The following is an 18,686-nucleotide window of genomic DNA, read 5'->3' on the forward strand; positions in this document are numbered from 1 at the left end:
CTTACCAGGTAAATTTTTCCTTTAAGATAGTAAGATAGGATTTAGTTGGAGAGCTAACAAGTTTTAGAGGCCTTTTAGCCCTATGGAAACGCACAGGTTGTTTTGGTTCAATAAAAAGATTAGTTCTTCCATCTAAGAGGAGGTGCACCTCCTCCTCTCCTTCTTTTAATATAACCTCAAGGGTTGAATCTTCAGGGATTAAAAAGGGCTTATGATTTATTTTAAAGGAGCATATGGGGGTTATAATCATAGCTCTTACCCTTGGGTGCACAACCGGGCCTCCAGCGGAGAGATTGTAAGCAGTAGAACCAGTAGGAGTGCTAACAATTAGGCCATCTCCATATATCTCAATAAACTCTTCCCCATCAATTTTAAGATCAAGAGTTATTATTCTTCCTACAGGGCCTTTAAGAATGGCACCTTCATTTAGAAAGACCTCAACTTTATCCTGATATTTTGCCTCTAAAAGAGTTCTTTCATCAAAGGTGAGCGAGCCTTCTACCCAGAGTTTTAAAACCTGGGGCAACTCCTCTAAGGTAATCTCTGTGAGAAAACCAAATTTTCCCATATTTACACCAAGTATGGGAAGGTCATACTCGTAGGCATAAGGCACTGCTTTTAAAAGGGTCCCATCGCCTCCAAGGACAAGTATCCCAGATAGAGCTCTGTTATCAATTACTTCATCAGGGTTTTTAAGATTTATCCCAAAGGCACCTATGGTTTCTAAAAATTCCTTAGGAACCTTGATCTCACTCTTACAGAAAAAAAGAAAATTTAACATATCTTTGAGATTAACAGGAAGGAAGTTCTTGTCAAGAGAAATGTATATGTCCAAATAAATATACCCATGCATTGATGATGAAATATATATTGCATTGTCCGGGTCTCTCTAAATCTTCATGGATACCTTTTTATCAAGTCATATAAATTTAAAAATCCCTTTTTGACACAAAATTTAAAAAGGCACCTCCAGAAGATATCTTCTGATCTTTAATTGAAATTATCAACCATAGAGATTATAATTCTTTGAAAATCGGGAGGAGAAAAATGTATCCTGAAATAAAGAGAAGAAAAACAAAGGAAATTTTTGTTGGATCTGTTGGCATCGGAGGAGGAAATCCCATTCGCGTTCAGAGTATGACTAATACGGATACCCGTGATATTAAGGCCACCCTTGACCAGATCTTCAGACTTAAGTCTGCTGGATGTGAGATTGTAAGGGTTGCTATTCCTGATGAAAGGGCTGTCTCAGCCTTAAGAGAAATTGTTAAAGAAAGTCCTATCCCAGTTATTGCTGATCTTCATTTTGATACCTCCCTCGGGGAAAAAGCAGTTTCTGCAGATGTTTCAGGAATAAGAATTAATCCAGGAACCTTTAGAAATAAAAAAAGACTTGATTCCCTGATCAGGGCTTGCAAAGAAAGAGGGGTCTGTATAAGAATTGGAATTAATGCAGGATCTCTTGAGAGTGCCCTTTTGAAGAGATACGGACATCCTACACCTGAGGCTATGGTTGAAAGCGCCAAAAACTGGCTTGAATATATAGTTTCCAAGCATGACTATTATAACCTTAAGGTCTCTCTTAAGTCTTCAAACTGGTGGCAAACTGTAAGGGCCTACGAACTCTTTTCTGAGGCATTAGATTTTCCCCTCCATATAGGAGTTACCGAGGCAGGGGGGCTTATACCTGGCACTATTAAAAATACCATGGCAGTAAGCTATCTTCTTCTTAAGGGGATTGGGGATACGGTGCGGATATCTCTTACCGCTGACCCAGTGGAAGAAGTCTATGTAGCCTATGAGATTCTGAGAAATCTTGGATTAAGAAGTCTTTATCCAGACATAATTGCTTGTCCAACCTGCGGAAGGTGTGAAATTGATCTTATACGGCTTTATGAGGAGGTTTCAGCCTATGCAAAAAAATTAAGGGCCAATCTTAAACTTGCAGTTATGGGGTGTGTGGTAAATGGCCCAGGTGAGGCAAGGGAGGCAGATCTCGGAATTGCAGGAGGAAAGGGAGTGGGGATTATCTTCAGGGAAGGAAAAATCATCCAAAAGGTGAAAGAGGAAGAACTCCTTAAAGCCTTTTTTGAAGAGATTGAAAAATTTTTAAAAGAACATCCCGAAAGGATTAACTCTTAATATCCTTAGCTAAGCTATAAATTTCCTTTGAAGAGATTCCATATTTCTGGCTTAAACGCCTTGAAATCTCTTTTATTTTAAGCCCCTTTTTCAGAAGATTCTCTATCTCCTCTTTTAAAGAAGGGGGTTGAAAGCCTTTTTCTTCTTCCTTTCCCTCAATAATGAGGGTGCTTTCCCCTTTAATTTCTTCTCTTTTTGAGAGTTCAGAAAGACTTGACCAGGTAAGTTCCTCGTGATATTTAGTGAGTTCCCTTGCCAGAAAGGCCTGTCTATCACCGAGAATTTCAAGAAGGATTTTAAGGGTCTTTGAAAATCTGTGGGGGGGAAGAAAAAGCACTAAAGTGAGCCCTTGGGGAAGGTCTTTAAGTTTTTCTTTAATTTCCTTTTCTTTTCTGGGCAAAAATCCAAGGAATATAAAGCCCTTTGAGAGGTCTACTCCAGAAGAAGATAAGGCAGTAGTTAAAGCTGAAGGCCCTGGAATGGACTCTACCTTTATGCCCTCAAGATGCGCCCTTCTAACAAGCCTTGCGCCAGGGTCTGAAAGCAGAGGAGTTCCTGCCTCACTGCAAAGGGCTATCTTTTTCCCCTCCTTTAAAAGCTCTATTATCTTTTCCTCTTTCTCAGTTTCAACTTCTCTGTAAAAACTTATGACCTCCTTTGGAGAAAGACTGTAAGCTCTTTCAAGTTTTTTAAAGGACCTTGTATCCTCTGCAAGAATAAGATCAACTTCTTTTAAGACCTCAAGGGCCCTCAGAGTTATATCCTTAAGATTTCCAATGGGAAGGGCAACCACATAAAGGATTCCAGATTTTTCAGTCATGAATTTCTACTAATCAATTTTTTCCCAGAAAAAGCCCTTGATATTCCTCTCCCTTGAAGAAAACTCAATCCCGATAAGATAAATCTCCTTGGCTGAACCATCATACTTCTTGTGATAACCCTTCTCCTTAAGTTGAGCTAAAGCTTTACCTTCTCCCTCCTCTCCCTCAACCACCTTGAACTCAAAAAGATAAGCTCTTTCCCTATAGATCACCGTCAAATCTATCTGCCCCTTATTTGTTATATCCTCAGGGATTACCTCAAGCCCTGATCCACATAAAAAGGCATAAAAACAACTTGCATAATACCCCTCATAACGAGAAAGCTCATTTTTCCTGAACCAATCATGGGGTATCCCTGCATAAAGACTCTCAAGAGTCTTTTTTATCTTCTCAAAATCCCTCTCCCTCACTGCCTCAATCATCTTAAGAGATAGCCTTGGTCTTTCTGAACTGAGCTGAGTAAAATAAGAAAAAAGAACTCTATTTAAACTAATCTTTACCTCTTTATTCGGATAAGAAAGCTTATAGAGAATTAACCTTTCCTCTTCAATAGTTTCTTTAATGGTCAAATAACCCACCTGAAAGAGAAGGTTTTCTGGCTCAATATAGTCAAGGTCAAAAGAGCCAATCAGGTCATCAGTTGCAGTTAGGTCTTCAAGCTCAGGAAGATAAAAACGCTTCTCCATTAAAAGCTTTACAAGAAAGCTTGGAGTCCCTGTCTCAAACCAGTAAGGGTGAAATTGTTTTTCCTCTAAATAGAGAAGCACATCAAAGGGATTATAAACAGGCTCCCCAAGCCAGGAATAACCATTATACCAGCATCTTATAAGCTCTAAGTCTTTATCTTCTAATTCTTCTCTGAAGACCTCTTCAAGCTCTTTCTGAGTGTATCCACAGATAGTTGCATACTCCCTGCTTATAGTAATATCCCTTAACTGATTTAGCCCTGAAAAAAGGGATACCTTTGAAAATTTTGAAACTCCTGTGAGGAAAACAAATTTAAGCTGGGCATCAAGGGGCTTTAAGACACTATAAAAATTCTTAAGCACATCTCTTACTGCCTTTGCAGTTTCTCTATCCTCAATACAATCAAGAATAGGTTTATCATACTCATCAACAAGAACTACCACTTTAGATGCATATTTCTGAGAAAGTTTTAGGATTAGTTCCCTGAAGCAGGCATGATAATCATCTTTCCATTTGCAGGTAATATCATAAAGATTTTGATGTTCCTCAAGTTGCTGAAGTATCCATTTCTCAAGGGCTTCTATACCTTTAACCTCTCCTCCCCCAAAATCAATATGAATAACTGGATACTTAACACTCCAGTCCCAGTTCTTTTCAAGATAGAGCCCCTGAAAAAGCTCTTTTCTTCCAAGAAAGGCCTGCTTCAGGGTGTCCACAAAAAGGGATTTTCCAAATCTCCTTGGGCGAGAGAGAAAATAATAAGTTCCTTCTTCAACAAGCTTTGCCACAAAAGGGGTTTTATCCACATAATAATAGGGCTCACTTCTAATCTTTTCAAAGCTTGAAATCCCGATGGGAAGGTTTTTCTCCATAGCTTTATTTTAAGGCTTCTTTTTTCAAAAATCAATGTTAATCCTTTTTTTATGCAATTCCTTTTTTTAAAAATAGTCAGTTTTCATCATTAATGTAGGGGCAGACCTAAGGTGTCTGCCCCATGTAGGGGTTTAAAATTTTAAACCTTGATTTCTGTAGGGGTTCAAAATCTTAAACCCCTACATTGATGCAAAAAACACATAGGTTTTCCAAAAGGGGGCAAACACACAGGTTTGCCCCTACAAAATACAGGTTCATTTTCCTATAACAGAAGTAGTAGAAAAAATCCTATAGAATCTCAAAAGACCTGGACGCATACAGGGGCTTGGCAAATTCGGAATCTATATTAAATTTTTAAAAATCTATAAAACTTGCCCTAATTGTTAACCTTGGGAAAGAGATTTAAATCAAATAAAGAGCGGATTCAGTGCTTTCTTAAGCTTTTTGATAAAGGGGATCAGGTTCTGATTCTCTTTTGGGCAGATCCTGATGCCTTAGCCAGTGCCTTTGCCTTAAAGAAGATTCTTCAAGGGCGGGTCTCAAAGGTCACCCTTTCAGCGGTAAATGAAATTAAACGCCTTAATAATTTGGTTATGGTGGAAATTTTAAAGATACCTTTAACTCCCTTTCAAAGAGAGTTTCTAAAAATTTATCAAAAAATCATTTTAGTAGACTCCCAGCCTACGCACCATGAAGCCTTTAAAGAAATTCAATTTACAGCAGTAATTGACCATCATCCAGTCACAGAAGGCTGGTCAGCAGAGTATGTGGACTTGAGACCAAATTATGGGGCTACCTCAACTATCCTTTATGAATATTTGAAGACCCTACGCTTAAAGCCCAATGTCTTTCTTTCTACTGCCCTTATTTATGGTATAAAAACAGATACGGATAACTTTAAGAAAAGTGCTCAACTTCAGGATGTCCTTGCCTTTCAGAGGCTTTTTAAAAGAATGAACAAACACCTTCTCAATAAGATTGAGTCCTCCGATCTCAGAAGATCAGAACTCCGTTATTTCAAAACCGCCCTTCATAATCTAAAATATCAGGGTAATCGGGCTTTTACATATCTTGGAAAGGTTAGCAGTCCTGATGTTTTAGTATTAGTGGCTGATTTTTTGAATAAGGTATATGAGACTGCCTGGGTCTTTGTGGCTGGTGAATATAAAAAAAATCTTATAATTATTGTGAGGTGTGATGGTTATCGTAAAAATGCAGGAAAACTTGTAAGCAAACTCTTTAAAAATATAGGTCTGGCAGGGGGACATAGAGAGAAGGCTCGGGCAGAAATTCCCTTTGCCAATCTTTCTCTTGAGCCAGAAGAGTTTAGCACAGCTAGCCTTCTTAAGCTCTTTAAAAAATATTTTCCCTCTAAAGGAGCAAAAGAGAAACCATCTGTTGATGTTCCTCCAATTTAACATCTTCTTCTCTCCCTTTAAATTCAGCTCAATGGTTGTAATGCCTCATTTAATTTTCTGAAGGAAATTATTTTACCTCCCCCTCCTTTTTATGGTCAATTTTTTTCCCGATAATAATTCCCTTTTTTCTATAAATATGTTCTCTCAAGCATTTTCTGATTTCTCCTTATCTTTCTGCAAAGCTCCTTTACCTTTCCACCCGCTCTTTCTTTTGAAATAAGCTTTGCGAAAGAACTAAGCTCGTAAATTCAAGAAGGGTGAAATAGATAGTTTTATCGTGAAGGTTAAATGTAGGAGCTAATTTGGATTTAGAAGATTTTTTATATGAGGCAACGATAAAATTTCGAATGGATTTTCAATGAGGCAATTCGGAGGTAATTCGTAGTTGCATATTTTGTGATAAATTAGTAAAATCAAATTTAGTTAAAGGATAGGCTATGGCTCGTTTTGTTGATCAGGCTAAAATTTATGTTAAGGCTGGAGATGGAGGCTCCGGCTGTGTAAGTTTTCGGAGGGAAAAGTATGTTCCCCGAGGAGGGCCAGATGGGGGTGATGGCGGGGATGGTGGAGATGTGGTTCTGATTGCAGATCCTCAGATTCATACCCTCTATGATTTTCATCATCAGGTGCACTTTCGTGCTGAAAATGGACGGCCTGGTATGGGAAAAAAGATGAAAGGCCGGGATGGTGAGGATCTTATCTTAAAAGTGCCTGTAGGAACATTGGTTAAAGACGCTGAAACAGGAGAAATTCTCGGGGATCTTGTAAAACCAGGGCAAAGGCTTGTGGTGGCAAAAGGAGGAAAGGGAGGAAGAGGTAATGCTCATTTTGCTACTCCTGTTAGACAGGCCCCTCGCTTTGCTGAACCTGGAACTTCAGGAGAGGAGCGCTGGCTAATTCTTGAACTTAAACTCATTGCTGATGTGGGCCTGGTAGGATTCCCCAATGCAGGGAAATCAACCCTTCTTTCCCGAATAAGCTCTGCTAAACCCAAAATTGCTGATTACCCCTTCACTACCCTTGAGCCTAATCTTGGAGTTGTTAAACTTCCAGATGGAGAAACCTTTATTGTGGCAGACATTCCAGGTCTTATTGAAGGGGCACATCTTGGTATAGGACTTGGACACGAATTTTTAAGACATATTGAAAGAACAAGGGTTCTTCTTTATATCCTTGACCTTTCCAGAGAAAAGGAGATCTGGAAAGATTTCAAGGTCCTAAGAAAGGAGCTTGAACATTATAATCCCAGCCTCTTACAAAAAGATTTTCTTATAGCCCTTAATAAGGTAGACCTGGTTGCACCCGAAGGAAAAAAAGAAAAATTAAAAGAGATTAAGAAACTATTTCCAGAGAACCTCAGAGAGAAAATTTTATTTCTATCAGCAGTAACTGGAGAAGGTCTTCAGGAGCTCCTTTATAAACTTTATCCTTTGGTAAAAAGGGCAAGAGAAGGGGAAGAAAAACCATGGATAGAAGAGATGAGTATTTAAAAAGTTTTGAAAAGGCAAACCTCATCGTTTTAAAAATAGGCAGTGCGGTTATTACCAAGGATGACGAAGGATTAGATTATCAGGTTCTTTCAAACATTGCTTATGAGGTGCAGAGGCTTTATAGGGCAGGTAAAAGTGTGGTTATTGTTTCCTCTGGAGCTATTGCTTGCGGGAGAAATAAGCTTAAATTTAACAAAAAGCCCCTTGCCCTATTTGAAAAACAGGCCTTAGCAGCCTGTGGTCAGGCAGATCTTATCAAGGCCTATGAAGAAGTCTTTGAACAATACAATTTAAAGGTAGCGCAGGTCCTATTAACAAGTGAAGATCTCTCGGTAAGAACGCGCTATCTTAATGCCCGCAAGACCCTTCTTACCCTTTTAAAATGGAAAATTGTGCCTGTGATTAATGAAAATGATACTGTTGCTACCGAGGAGATTCGCTTTAGTGATAACGATATATTATCTGCCCTTGTGGCTTTAGCTCTGCCAGCTGAGGCCCTTTTTATTCTTTCTGATATAGATGCCCTTTATACCGAGGATCCAAGAGTAAATCCTAAGGCCCAGAAAGTCTCTGTGGTCAGAGAGATAACTCCTGAGATTAAAGCTATGGCAGGTTGTAAACCTGGAAAGCTTGGTAGAGGTGGAATGTATTCTAAATTACTATCAGCAGAGATGGTGACTTCAGCTGGAATCCCTATGGCTATCTTGCCTGGTCGAACCCCTCTTATTCTTGAGAAGTTTTTTAGTGGCCAGCAGATTGGAACTCTCTTTCTCCCTAAGGAAAGAAAGGTCTCTATGCGAAAGCTCTGGATTAGATATTATCTTAAACCAGAGGGAAGGCTCTATTTAGATGAAGGTGCAGTTAAGGCTTTAGTTGTTGAGGGTAAGAGCCTACTTATGGGAGGAATATCTAAGGTTGAAGGAGATTTCAGAAAAGGAGCCTGTGTGGAATGCCTGAATGGAGATGGAATTGTTTTAGCCAAGGGTCTTATCAACTTTTCAGCTGAGGAAATACAAAATTTTTTAAAGACCTCTGAAAGGCCACCCAAAGAGGTCATCCATAGAGACAATCTTGTCATCCTTGACTAAAACTAAATTTGCGTAAAAATATATATAGAGGAACCTTGAGAGACCTTAAAAATTTTTTCTTCATCCTTTGGATTTTATTTTTAATTTTATTTATTCAGAATGTTTATGCAGAACCAGAAGAGGCTTTAAAGACCTATACCTTTGGAATTCTGGCTAAAAGAGGAGAAGAGGTTGAAAAGAATAGATTTTATAAATTGAAAGAATATTTAGAGAAGAATCTCCCTTATAAAATTCAGTTCCTTTTTCTCCCCTTTGAGGAGTTGAAAAAAAGAGCTTTAAAGGGAGAGATCAACTTCATCCTTACCAATCCCTATCAGGGAATAACCATAAAAGAGCTTGCGGATAAGGAGAATATTCACTTTAGGATTATCCTGAGTTTGGGACAATACGAAAAAGGAAAATATTATCCCTATTTTGGCGGAGTTATTTTTACTCGCAAGGGAAGTCCTATTAAAAGCCTTTCAGATATTAGAGGGAAGGTTTTTGGTGCAGTGAATCCCGAATCCTTTGGAGGTTATTTAATTGCCCTCTATGAACTCTATAAAGTTGGAATCTCAGAAAAGGAGATCAGGCCTAAATTTTATGGAACTCACGATGCAGTAGTGAAAGCAGTTTTAAAGGGTGAGGTTCCAGTTGGAACTGCACGCACAGGCGTGATAGAGAGGATGATTTCCTCTGGGGAACTTTCTATTAAGGAAATTGAAATTCTTAATCAGAAGGTCTATCCTGAATTCCCACTTTTAATCAGTTCTCCCCTTTATCCCGAGTGGCCAATCCTTGCTCTGGAAGGAACTCCTCAAAAAGTAATTAAGGATCTGGCAAGGGTCTTACTCGAGATAGAAGAGAAAAGTTCTTTAGCAATGGCAACAGAGGCTATCTTTTATCTCCCCTTTGATTACACTCCTGTGAATAAACTTCTTTTAGATCTTATGAAGGGGCCTTATGTAGAGTTGAAAGAGTTTTATTTTCAACGCTTTAAAGAAAAATATACCCCTTATTTTATAACCCTATTGTTAATCTTTATAATCTTTTTAGGTTTGCTTGCTTATGGTCTTTTTCAGAGAAACAGACTTCTTAAGACTGCCAAATCTGACCTGGAAAAGGAAAAGGCCTTTTTAGATACAGTGCTTAAGCATACAGATTTTATGGTCTTTTATCTATCACCAGAAGGACATGTTATTTGGGCAAATCAAAAGGGACAAAGAATCTGTTTAGATGAAGACAATTCTACGGAACCTCTTTGGGAGATCTGCCCTTATATTAACCGGATGGACAGATTAAAGAATCTTTTTGAAAAAAAAGAACTAACAAAAGATTATTATAATTTTGTGGAAACTATAATTCTTGAGGATGTGGAAAAAACCTTTGAGGGAGAACTTATTCCCTTGAAAAAAGGGCAGGATCTGGAAGGTATTTTATTCTTCCTAAGGGATATCTCAGAAAAGGTAATTATGGAAAAACAAAAAATATATCTTGAAAAGTTGAATGTCTTGAAAAATGTAGCAGGTGGGCTTGCCCATGACTTTAATAATAGTCTCCTTGGGGTGATCAACCAGATTGAACTTTTGAAAACTAAATTGAATCAAAAAAGGCTCTCAAGAGAGATTAAAAATCTCTTTGAGGGAATTCAAGATAGTCTTATGAGTTTGAGAATTTTAGGGAGAGAGCTCCTCACTCTGGTTAGAGGTGAGGCTCCAGTCAAAGAAAAGGTTAACTTTGGAGACCTTATTAGGGATTATACAAAGCTTGCTTTAGCCGGAAAGCATGGCTATGAGGTCTTTTATGAAATCGAAAGTCCTCTTCCGGCTGTTGAAGTGGACAAAGAGCTTTTCTCCATCCTTTGGATGAATCTTGTGTTAAATGCTATTGAAGCTATGCCCAGAGGTGGAAGAATCTTTATTAAGGTAAAGCCTAAAACCAAAAATGGAGACACCTTTCTTGAGGTCTCAATTCGTGATGAAGGCTCAGGCATTGAAGAAAAGTATTTACCTTATATCTTTGAGCCCTTCTTTACTACTAAAGCTGGAGGATCAGGTCTTGGCCTCTATGTGGTAAAAGAGGTGGTGAAGGCTCATAACGGAGAAATAGAGGTTCACTCTAAGGTGGGTGAAGGAACAACCTTTAAAATAGAACTTCCTACCCTTAAAGGAGAGCTCATTCCCACTTTCAAACCTCAAAAATTAACCTCCAAGCGCATTCTTCTTATGGATGACGATGATCTAATTAGAGATACCCTTAAAGAACTTTTACAATCCTTTGATTATGAGGTTGAAACAGCTCCAGATGGCGAAAGCGCCATAAAGTTTTTTACAGAGGCCCTTAGAGAGGGTAAACCCTTTGACTATGCTATTTTTGATTTAATTGTGCCGGGAAAATTAAATGGTTTTGAGACCTATCAAAGGATTAAGGAATTGTATCCTGAGGTCCAGGCTATCTTAATAAGTGGCTATTTTGATGAACCGGTTATACACAATTATAAAGCCTATGGCTTAAAAGGTGCATTAATAAAGCCCTTTACTATTCAACAACTTCTTGAACTCTTGGAATAATTTCAAGGGAGGGGGTAAGAGTGGCAGATTTTGTTCATCTCCATCTCCATACGGAGTGGAGCCTTCTTGATGGAGCAATAAGGATTGAGGATCTGGTAAAAAGGCTTGCAGAATATAAGATGCCAGGGTGTGCTATTACTGACCATGGGACACTTTATGGATTGATTCATTTTTATAATAAACTAAGGGGAGCAGGTCTTAAACCTCTTTTGGGATGTGAATTTTATGTAGCAGAGGGATCCCGTTTTCAGAAAAAAACTAACCGCAAAGGTGAGGCTGGAAGACATCTTATCCTTATAGCTAAAAATGAAGAGGGCTACAAAAATCTAATCAAACTTGGAAGCCGGGCTTATCTGGAGGGATTTTATTATAGACCTCGCATAGATAAAGAATTATTGATGGAATTTCATCAGGGACTAATCTGTCTTTCCGCTTGCCTTGAAGGGGAAATTCCTCACTTACTTTTACAGGGCCTTATGGATCAGGCTATTGAATCTGCCCAGTTTTATAAAAATCTCTTTGGAGAAGATTTTTATCTTGAGCTTCAAAAAAATGGCCTTTCCGAACAGGAAAAGGTTAATACCGGTCTTCTTGAAATTTCTGAAAAATTGGGAATCAAAGTGGTTGCTACCGCTGATTGTCATTACTTAGATAAGGAGGATGCCTTTGCTCATGAGGTCTTGCTCTGCATTCAGACAGGAAAGACTTTAAATGATACCGATCGTTTCAAGTTTAACACAGATCAACTTTATCTGGCAAGTGCTGAGGAGATGGAGGCTCGCTTCAATGAGTTTCCCCGTGAAATTTTGGAGAATACCATAGAGGTCTTTGAGAAGGTTAATTTAGAGCTTAAATTCGGGACTCCTCTTTTTCCAAAGGCAAGAATTCCAGAGGGAGTGACTGAGGTAGATTATTTCATTCAAAAGGCAAGAGAGGGACTTTCTAAAAGACTTAAGGAACTCAAGGAAAAGAAACTTCTTTTTACTGAAGAAAGGGCATACTGGGATCGTTTAGAGATGGAGCTTGAGGTGATTGTGGAAAAGGGCTATGCAGGATATTTTCTGATAGTTGCGGATTTTTGTGAGTGGGCCAAATCTCAGGGAATACCTGTTGGGCCTGGAAGAGGTTCTGCAGCTGGAGCACTCACAAGTTATGCCCTTGGAATAACAAATCTTGATCCCTTGAGATATGGACTTCTTTTTGAGCGTTTCCTCAATAAAGAAAGACCCAGTCTTCCAGATATTGATGTAGATTTTTGCATGGAGGGTAGAGACAGGGTCATTGAATATGTAGCCAAGACCTATGGGGAAAGCCACATTTCAAAGATTGCAACCTTTGGTCAGATGAAGGCCCGTCAGGTTATAAGAGATGTAGGTAGAGCCCTTGGATTTAAACCCAAGGAGATTGATCCTATTGCTAAAATGATTTCAGCTGGACCGGAGGTCAAACTCTTTAAAGAAGTGGAAAGACCGGAGCTTAAGGAATTGATGGAAAAAAACGAAAAGATCAGGGAACTTTTTACCTTAGCTCTTAAGCTTGAGGGTCTCCCAAGACATGCCAGTCAACATGCAGCTGGAGTTTTGATAAGCTCTTTACCCCTTGAAGAAATTACGCCTTTAATGAAAATTGAAGAAGGAGATAGGGTAGCCCAGTTTGATATGAAGGCCTGTGAGGCCCTTGGGTTGATTAAATTTGATTTTTTGGGATTAAAGACCCTAACCATCATTGATAATACCTTAAAGGCCTTAAAGGAGTACGAAAGCATTGACCTTGATTTAAACTCCCTTCCCCTTGATGATCCAAAAACCTTTAAGCTCCTTCAGGAGGGAGAAACAGATGGTGTCTTCCAATTAGAATCTGAGGGAATGAAAGATTTACTAAGAAGGCTTAGACCAACAGATTTTAATGACCTTATTGCTGTTCTTGCTTTATACAGGCCTGGGCCTCTTGAAGGTGGTCTTGTTGAGCAATACATAGAAACAAAACACGGAAGACGCAAACCAGAATATCTTCATCCTTTGCTGGAACCCATTTTGAAAGAAACTTATGGGGTTATTGTTTATCAGGAACAGGTGATGGAGATAGCCAGAGCCTTTGCTGGATACTCCCTTGGTGAGGCAGATCTTCTACGGCGCGCTATGGGTAAAAAGGACAAAGAGCTCATGCAGAGACTAAAAAATGACTTTGTGGAGCGCTCTATAGAGAGAGGGATCCCAAGAGAAGTTGCTGAAAAGGTCTTTGAATTGATGGAAAAGTTTGCAGAATATGGTTTTAATAAAAGCCATTCCGCAGCCTATGCCCTTCTTTCTTATCAAACTGCCTATCTTAAGGCTCATTACCCAGTCTATTTTTTAGCCTCTATTCTTACTTACGAAATAAATAAGAGTGAAGAGGTAAGTAAATACCTTTCTTTGGCTGAAAAAATGGGTATCCCCATACTTCCTCCAGAAATTAATTTAAGTTCAGCAGGATTTTCAGTTGAAAAATCTGCTATAAGAATTGGCCTACAAGCAGTTAAAAATGTTGGAGAAGAGGCTGTTCAAGAAATCATCCGTAAAAGACCGTATAAGGATTTTATTGATTTTTGTCAAAAGATAGATACACAGAAGGTAAATCGTAAGACCATTGAGACCCTTATTAAGGCTGGAGCCTTTGACAGCATAGAGCCTGTAAGGGCAAAGTTGCTGGCTAATCTTCATAGGATACTTGGGTTTACTCAAGAGAGTAAAGCTGGCTCTCTTTTTGGACAAAATAACCTTTTAAACCTAAACCTATCTGCAACTTTGAGGCTTGAAGAGGCTCCTGAATGGAGCCCTGAGGAAAAACTTAACTTTGAAAAAGAGGCCTTAGGTTTTTATCTTTCAGATCATCCTTTGAGAAGATTCCGTCCTATAGTAGAAATCTTTACACCCTTTCATCTGGATAATGTAAAAGAATTAAAAAACGGTGGAAAAATTATTCTTTGTGCCTTGATCTCAGAGATAAAACTTAAAAATACAAGAAGTGGAAACAAAATGGCTCTTTTAAACTTAGAAGACGAATTTTCCAAACTTAAAGCCTTACTTTTTCCTGAAGTTTACAGGGAATATATGAACCTTCTCAAAGAATCAGCTCTTTTGTGGTTTAAAGGTTATATAGATAATGAAGAGGATAACTTTACCTTTTTAGTTGAAGAGCTTAAACCCTTTGAAGATTTAAGTTTTTTCATAGAGGGTATAATGAAACTTCACATAGAACATACCCTAATTACAGAGGAAAACCTCCTGAGAATAAGAGATTCTATAAAAGAGATAGAAGAACAAGAAAAAGGTCTTCCATTACGCCTTATTCTTGAATATCCTGATTGTTTAGTGTATTTTGAACCTAATGGGTATAAAATACCCCTAAACCTGGCCTTTCTTGAAATCTTTCTTGAGAATTTTGAAGGTCTAAAGCTTAAATTTGAGAATATATGAAACTTTTAGTATTTACTAAAAGAGAAGATTGCCAGATTTATATGTGTTTGGAGGAACTCTTTCCAAAAAGAAAGATTGAGTTTTATATTTTTAAAGACCTTGCTCCCAGAGAGCTAAAGACAATCTTGAACAGTCATGAGACCAACTTGGTGGTCATTGACTACGAAAGTTATCAGGAGAGTGTGGAAGGGCTGATAAAAGAAATCAAGGCCTTAAATTCCAATGCGCATGTTTTAATTGCCAATGGTCCAGAAAATGTGGAGCTTGCTATAAAATTACTTAAAGATGGAGCCTATCATTATTTAACTAAGGACTTAGATAAAGAGTGTATTTGCAAATTGATAGCTGAAATTGGGGGGGCAGAAAGAGATAATAAAGAAATATACCAGGATACGATAAATCGTTTTGTAGGAAAAAATATAAGTATTCAGAAAATAAAAAGTTTTTTACCCACTATTGCGGAAACCCATTGTAATGTCCTAATTGTTGGAGAGACAGGGACAGGCAAGGAGCTCCTTGCCCGAATTATTCATCAGCTTTCTCCCAGAAGAAAAGGTCCTTTTATTATTCTTGATTGCACAACCCTTCAGGAAACTATCTTTGAAAGTGAAGTATTTGGATATGAAAAAGGAGCCTTTACCGGAGCAGTTGGATCCAAAAAGGGTCTTGTTGAACTTGCCGATGGAGGAACCCTTTTTATTGATGAGATTGGGGAACTACCCTTGCCGCTCCAGAAAAAGTTTTTAAGATTTATTCAAGAAAAGACCTTTATGCGAGTGGGAGGAACCAAAATTTTAAAAGCAGATGTGCGAATAATTGCAGCTACTAATAGAGATTTAGAAGAGGAAGTGAGATCTGGTAATTTCCGATCTGACCTTTATTTTCGTCTAAATACCTTAATCCTGGAAATTCCTCCCCTCAGAGAGAGACCCGATGATATACCTCTCTTGGTTGAGCATTTTGTTAAAGTAAAAGCACATGAGCTTAATAGAGACTTTAAAGGTTTCTCTAAAGGTTTTATGGAATCTCTCCTCAAATATCAATGGCCAGGTAATGTAAGAGAACTAATAAATATCATTGAGAGAGCCTTAATCCTTTCACCATCAGGATATTTAACAGAGGAGGTTTTGCCTGAAGGTATATTAAAAAGTCATGAGAAATCCATGCATTCAAGAGAATTGATGGATATTAATGAAGTGGTAAACTTAAAGGAATTTGAAAGGGAACTCGTATTACAAGCTTTAAAAAAATACAACTGGAATCAAACCAGAACAGCTGAACATCTGGGCATCTCAAGGAAACAGCTCATTAATAAGATGAAAAAATATGGCCTAATTAAAGAAAAAGATAAGAGTTGGCTTAAAGGTTGAGAAGAAGAGATAAAAACTGAGCAACACCAAAATCAATAGCATAAATATTTCATACAAGTTAATTTTCCTATTGTTCAGATTTAATGAATCTTCCTTTAAAACAGATAACACCGGAGCTATCAATCTAAAGTAATAATAAAGAGAGAGAATGGAAGCTAAAAGGAAAACTAATGCAAGAAAATAGGCTCCCTCTTTAACAAGCTGAAGGAGTAAGAAAAGTTTGGTTATAAAGCCAGCACTTGGTGGAAGGCCAGCAAGTGAAAATAGGAGAATCAGAAAACTCAAAAGAAGGGGAAAACTGACATCTTTTAATCTGTTCCCAAGGCTATCAATAGGGATTTTTATCTCTTTATGATCAACAATAAGAAAGAATCCAAGAATAATTCCTAAATTGGTTAAAGAATAAATAAAGAGATAGCCATAAAAGAGCTTAAAATTTGTATCAGCCAAGGGTATAGCAAAGAGAGTTAATAAATAGCCCATGTGAGAAATGGATGAATAGGCCAGTAATCTTTTAACCTCCTTTTGTTTTAAGGCCAGAAGATTTCCAAGTATCATGGATAAAAGGGAAATTATATAAAAAAGGCTTTTAAAAGTTGAAAAAGTTGGGAGGGAAAAAAACCCCGTCTTAAATAAGACCAAGAAAAGATTGCTCAAAAAAAGGGCAAAACCAAGTTTAGAAAAAACTGCAAGCAGGGGAAAAACTGGGAGGGGACTTCCCTGGTATATCTCTGGAAGCCAAAAATGAAAGGGAGATGCCCCAAGCTTAAAAGCAAGGGAAGAAAAAATTAGGATAAGGCCTAAAAGAAAATAAATCGTCCTGTTAAGCTGGGTTAATTTACTTAGGGTTTGAAAGAGATTTATCTCAAGAGTAGCATAGTAAATCAAAAAAAGCCCTGTAAAGAAAAAGATAGAAGAGAGCGTTCCAAGAAAGAAATATTTAAGGCCTGCTTCAATTGAAAGAAGCTCCCTCTTATAAAAGCTGATCAAAAGATAAAAACTAAAGGAAATAGCCTCCATCAATATAAAGGCCATCAAGAGATTTTGAGAAGAGGCTATGAGAGATAAAAAAGCAAAGGAGGTCCCAAGAAAAAAGGAATATTCGTTAAGATACCGCTCTTTAAGGAAAAAATTATAAAGAGAGAAATAAAGAACTACACCAAGGCCTAAAAAAACTATCCGAAAGAGAAAATGGGCTTTTGTGCTCAACAGATGAGAGGAAAGATCAGTTTTCAAAACTTCTATAGAAAAGGAATTAAGAAGTAAAAAGAAAGCCAAAATGAAGACAAAGAGAAAGCCCAAATATCTATAAAGATTTTTTTTGATCAAAAGGGAATTTAGAATTAGTATACCAAGAGAAGCACAAGCTAAAAAAATTTCTGGCAAATAACTTCTCCAAACTTCCATTTACACACCTCCCCCTTGGAGAAACTTTATGAGCCAGGAAAGATAGAAAGTTAAGAAAATCACAATAAGAAAAATTAGAACACTGAAAAAGGTGTAGGAAGGAGAAAGATCTTTTAATGTTTTACTTCCAGGACCTTCTTTTTTTATAAAAATTAACCTGTAAAAAACAATAGCTTTATATATTAAATTTACCGCTATTCCAAGGCTTAATAGAAAACCAAAAAGCAGGGAAAATTTGAATACAAAGCTTAACATGGCAAATTCAAGATAAAAATATCCAAAAAGGGGGAACCCAGAAAGAACGAGAAGAAAGGTAGTAAAAAAGAAGGTAAAAATTGGCTTAGTAAGAGTAAGAGCTCCATACTCATCAATAAAGAGATTACCTGAGGTCCTCTCCATATGATAAACATAGATAAAGAGGGCAAAGGCAAGAAATCCATGAAAAAGACCAAAGGGAACAATAAGAAAAGGAGAAACATAAGGAAGCATAGCTAAAGATCCTGCAAGCATAACATTAAGATGGCTCATACTCATATAAGTGAAAATCTTTTTAATATCTCTATTTGACCAAGCAATATAACCCGCATAAAGTGCTGAAAAGATAGTTAAAAAAAGAAAGATCTCTAAAGATAGAGAAGCCTTTTGGTAAAATCTGTAAAATCCATAAAGAGCATACTTACTCAAAATACCTGAAAAAATTGCCGTAACAGGGCTTGGAAGATTATAGTAAGTATTCAGAAGCCACCCATGAAGGGGAAAGACAGGAGTTTTTACCATGATGCCTATGTAGAGAAGACTCGCTATCCATTTGGCCTCATAAAGACCACCAAGCTTAAATTCAAAGGATTGGTTGTATTTGTAAAGAAAAAGTATTCCCAGTAATAAAAAGATACTAAAACCAAAATTATAAATCAAAAATTCCAGAGCTATTCTTTTTGGGCTTTCTTTGGAAAAATACCAGAGAAGTAAAGTTGCAGGAATTAACATGGCCTCCCAGAAGATAAAAAAGGTTAAAGTATCTCCAGAAAGAAAAAAAAGATTATTTACACAGAAAAGCATAAGCATAAGTCCATTAAAAAGATGGCCCTTAAACTCAGATTGCACAAAAAAATATAAAAAAAGATAAAGAAGTAAATTTAGCCAGAGAAAAACTAAGGAGGCCTGATCAAGTCGGAATTTAAGAAGAAAGCCAAAATCTTTAAAATAAATATATTCTAAAAAAGTGCCCCTCAGGGCAGAGAGGATGTCAGGGATTATCAAAAGAGTCATAAAAACTATAAAAATCCTTGTAAACCAGAGGTAATCCCTTTCCTTATCTTTCAGGATGAAGAAAGAAAAAAGAAATCCCAAGAGAGATAAAAGAATAAACTCTTTAAACATCATAGC

The 18,686-nt window shown here is 37.5% G+C and carries 12 protein-coding genes; 7 read left to right on the plus strand and 5 right to left on the minus strand.

Annotated elements, in window-relative coordinates; translation table 11 throughout:
- Window position 1: 1 nt before the first annotated feature.
- Complete coding sequence (locus tag THC_RS04460) at window positions 2–781, minus strand: NAD(+)/NADH kinase (RefSeq protein WP_167344320.1); 780 nt, start codon at window positions 779–781, stop codon at window positions 2–4.
- A 266-nt stretch (window positions 782–1,047) separates the two neighbouring features.
- Here THC_RS04460 and ispG point away from each other — a divergent pair, with 266 nt between their 5' ends.
- Window positions 1,048–2,142, plus strand: coding sequence for a flavodoxin-dependent (E)-4-hydroxy-3-methylbut-2-enyl-diphosphate synthase (gene ispG / locus THC_RS04465; RefSeq protein ID WP_068513926.1), 1,095 nt, complete (start codon window positions 1,048–1,050; stop codon window positions 2,140–2,142).
- Here ispG and rsmI read toward each other — a convergent pair.
- Both rsmI and THC_RS04475 read right to left on the minus strand, forming a co-directional pair.
- Window positions 2,132–2,962 (minus strand): 16S rRNA (cytidine(1402)-2'-O)-methyltransferase, encoded by an 831-nt coding sequence (rsmI, locus tag THC_RS04470; protein ID WP_068513927.1) that lies wholly within the window; start codon window positions 2,960–2,962, stop codon window positions 2,132–2,134. The genes ispG and rsmI overlap by 11 nt on opposite strands.
- A 9-nt stretch (window positions 2,963–2,971) precedes the next feature.
- Window positions 2,972–4,522: a PD-(D/E)XK nuclease domain-containing ATP-binding protein gene (locus THC_RS04475; protein ID WP_068513930.1), complete on the minus strand. Its 1,551-nt coding sequence runs from the start codon at window positions 4,520–4,522 to the stop codon at window positions 2,972–2,974.
- Between the two features lie 390 nt (window positions 4,523–4,912).
- On the opposite strand from THC_RS04475, the gene THC_RS04480 reads away from it, so the two are divergent.
- From THC_RS04480 to THC_RS04505, 6 genes are all read left to right on the plus strand, one after another.
- The gene (locus THC_RS04480) at window positions 4,913–5,941 is read left to right on the plus strand and encodes a DHH family phosphoesterase (RefSeq protein ID WP_231938381.1); all 1,029 of its coding nucleotides are present in this window, start codon (window positions 4,913–4,915) and stop codon (window positions 5,939–5,941) included.
- A 437-nt stretch (window positions 5,942–6,378) separates the two neighbouring features.
- A complete protein-coding gene (obgE, locus tag THC_RS04485) occupies window positions 6,379–7,431 on the plus strand; it encodes a GTPase ObgE (protein ID WP_068513936.1) in 1,053 nt (350 codons plus the stop codon).
- A complete protein-coding gene (proB, locus tag THC_RS04490) occupies window positions 7,407–8,519 on the plus strand; it encodes a glutamate 5-kinase (protein ID WP_068513940.1) in 1,113 nt (370 codons plus the stop codon). The genes obgE and proB overlap by 25 nt, the downstream gene beginning before the upstream one ends.
- A gap of 8 nt (window positions 8,520–8,527) precedes the next feature.
- Window positions 8,528–11,068 carry a PhnD/SsuA/transferrin family substrate-binding protein gene (locus THC_RS04495; RefSeq protein ID WP_082706283.1) on the plus strand — a complete coding sequence of 847 codons (2,541 nt, stop codon included), beginning with the start codon at window positions 8,528–8,530 and terminating at the stop codon, window positions 11,066–11,068.
- A 20-nt stretch (window positions 11,069–11,088) separates the two neighbouring features.
- A complete protein-coding gene (gene dnaE / locus THC_RS04500; protein ID WP_068513947.1) occupies window positions 11,089–14,523 on the plus strand; it encodes a DNA polymerase III subunit alpha in 3,435 nt (1,144 codons plus the stop codon).
- Window positions 14,520–15,893 (plus strand): sigma-54 interaction domain-containing protein, encoded by a 1,374-nt coding sequence (locus tag THC_RS04505; RefSeq protein ID WP_068513949.1) that lies wholly within the window; start codon window positions 14,520–14,522, stop codon window positions 15,891–15,893. The genes dnaE and THC_RS04505 overlap by 4 nt, the downstream gene beginning before the upstream one ends.
- Here the strand turns inward: THC_RS04505 and THC_RS04510 are convergent.
- Both THC_RS04510 and THC_RS04515 read right to left on the minus strand, forming a co-directional pair.
- On the minus strand, window positions 15,855–17,300 hold the full coding sequence (locus THC_RS04510; RefSeq protein WP_068513951.1) for an NADH-quinone oxidoreductase subunit N: 1,446 nt from the start codon (window positions 17,298–17,300) through the stop codon (window positions 15,855–15,857). The two genes, THC_RS04505 and THC_RS04510, sit on opposite strands and share 39 nt — an antisense overlap.
- Entirely contained in the window at window positions 17,301–18,683 is a 1,383-nt protein-coding gene (locus THC_RS04515) for a proton-conducting transporter transmembrane domain-containing protein (protein ID WP_082706284.1), read from the minus strand.
- Window positions 18,684–18,686 lie beyond the last annotated feature (3 nt).

It is taken from the genome of Caldimicrobium thiodismutans (genome assembly GCF_001548275.1).
GTDB lineage: Bacteria > Desulfobacterota > Thermodesulfobacteria > Thermodesulfobacteriales > Thermodesulfobacteriaceae > Caldimicrobium > Caldimicrobium thiodismutans.

What these genes read in the sequence shown, in the direction of transcription:
- THC_RS04505 (WP_068513949.1), top strand. Translation starts at nt 14,520, where the DNA reads ATGAAACTTTTAGTATTTACTAAAAGAGAAGATTGCCAGATTTATATG.
- THC_RS04460 (WP_167344320.1), bottom strand. Translation starts at nt 781, where the DNA reads ATGTTAAATTTTCTTTTTTTCTGTAAGAGTGAGATCAAGGTTCCTAAG.
- THC_RS04515 (WP_082706284.1), bottom strand. Translation starts at nt 18,683, where the DNA reads ATGATGTTTAAAGAGTTTATTCTTTTATCTCTCTTGGGATTTCTTTTT.
- rsmI (WP_068513927.1), bottom strand. Translation starts at nt 2,962, where the DNA reads ATGACTGAAAAATCTGGAATCCTTTATGTGGTTGCCCTTCCCATTGGA.
- THC_RS04510 (WP_068513951.1), bottom strand. Translation starts at nt 17,300, where the DNA reads ATGGAAGTTTGGAGAAGTTATTTGCCAGAAATTTTTTTAGCTTGTGCT.
- ispG (WP_068513926.1), top strand. Translation starts at nt 1,048, where the DNA reads ATGTATCCTGAAATAAAGAGAAGAAAAACAAAGGAAATTTTTGTTGGA.
- THC_RS04475 (WP_068513930.1), bottom strand. Translation starts at nt 4,522, where the DNA reads ATGGAGAAAAACCTTCCCATCGGGATTTCAAGCTTTGAAAAGATTAGA.
- obgE (WP_068513936.1), top strand. Translation starts at nt 6,379, where the DNA reads ATGGCTCGTTTTGTTGATCAGGCTAAAATTTATGTTAAGGCTGGAGAT.
- proB (WP_068513940.1), top strand. Translation starts at nt 7,407, where the DNA reads ATGGATAGAAGAGATGAGTATTTAAAAAGTTTTGAAAAGGCAAACCTC.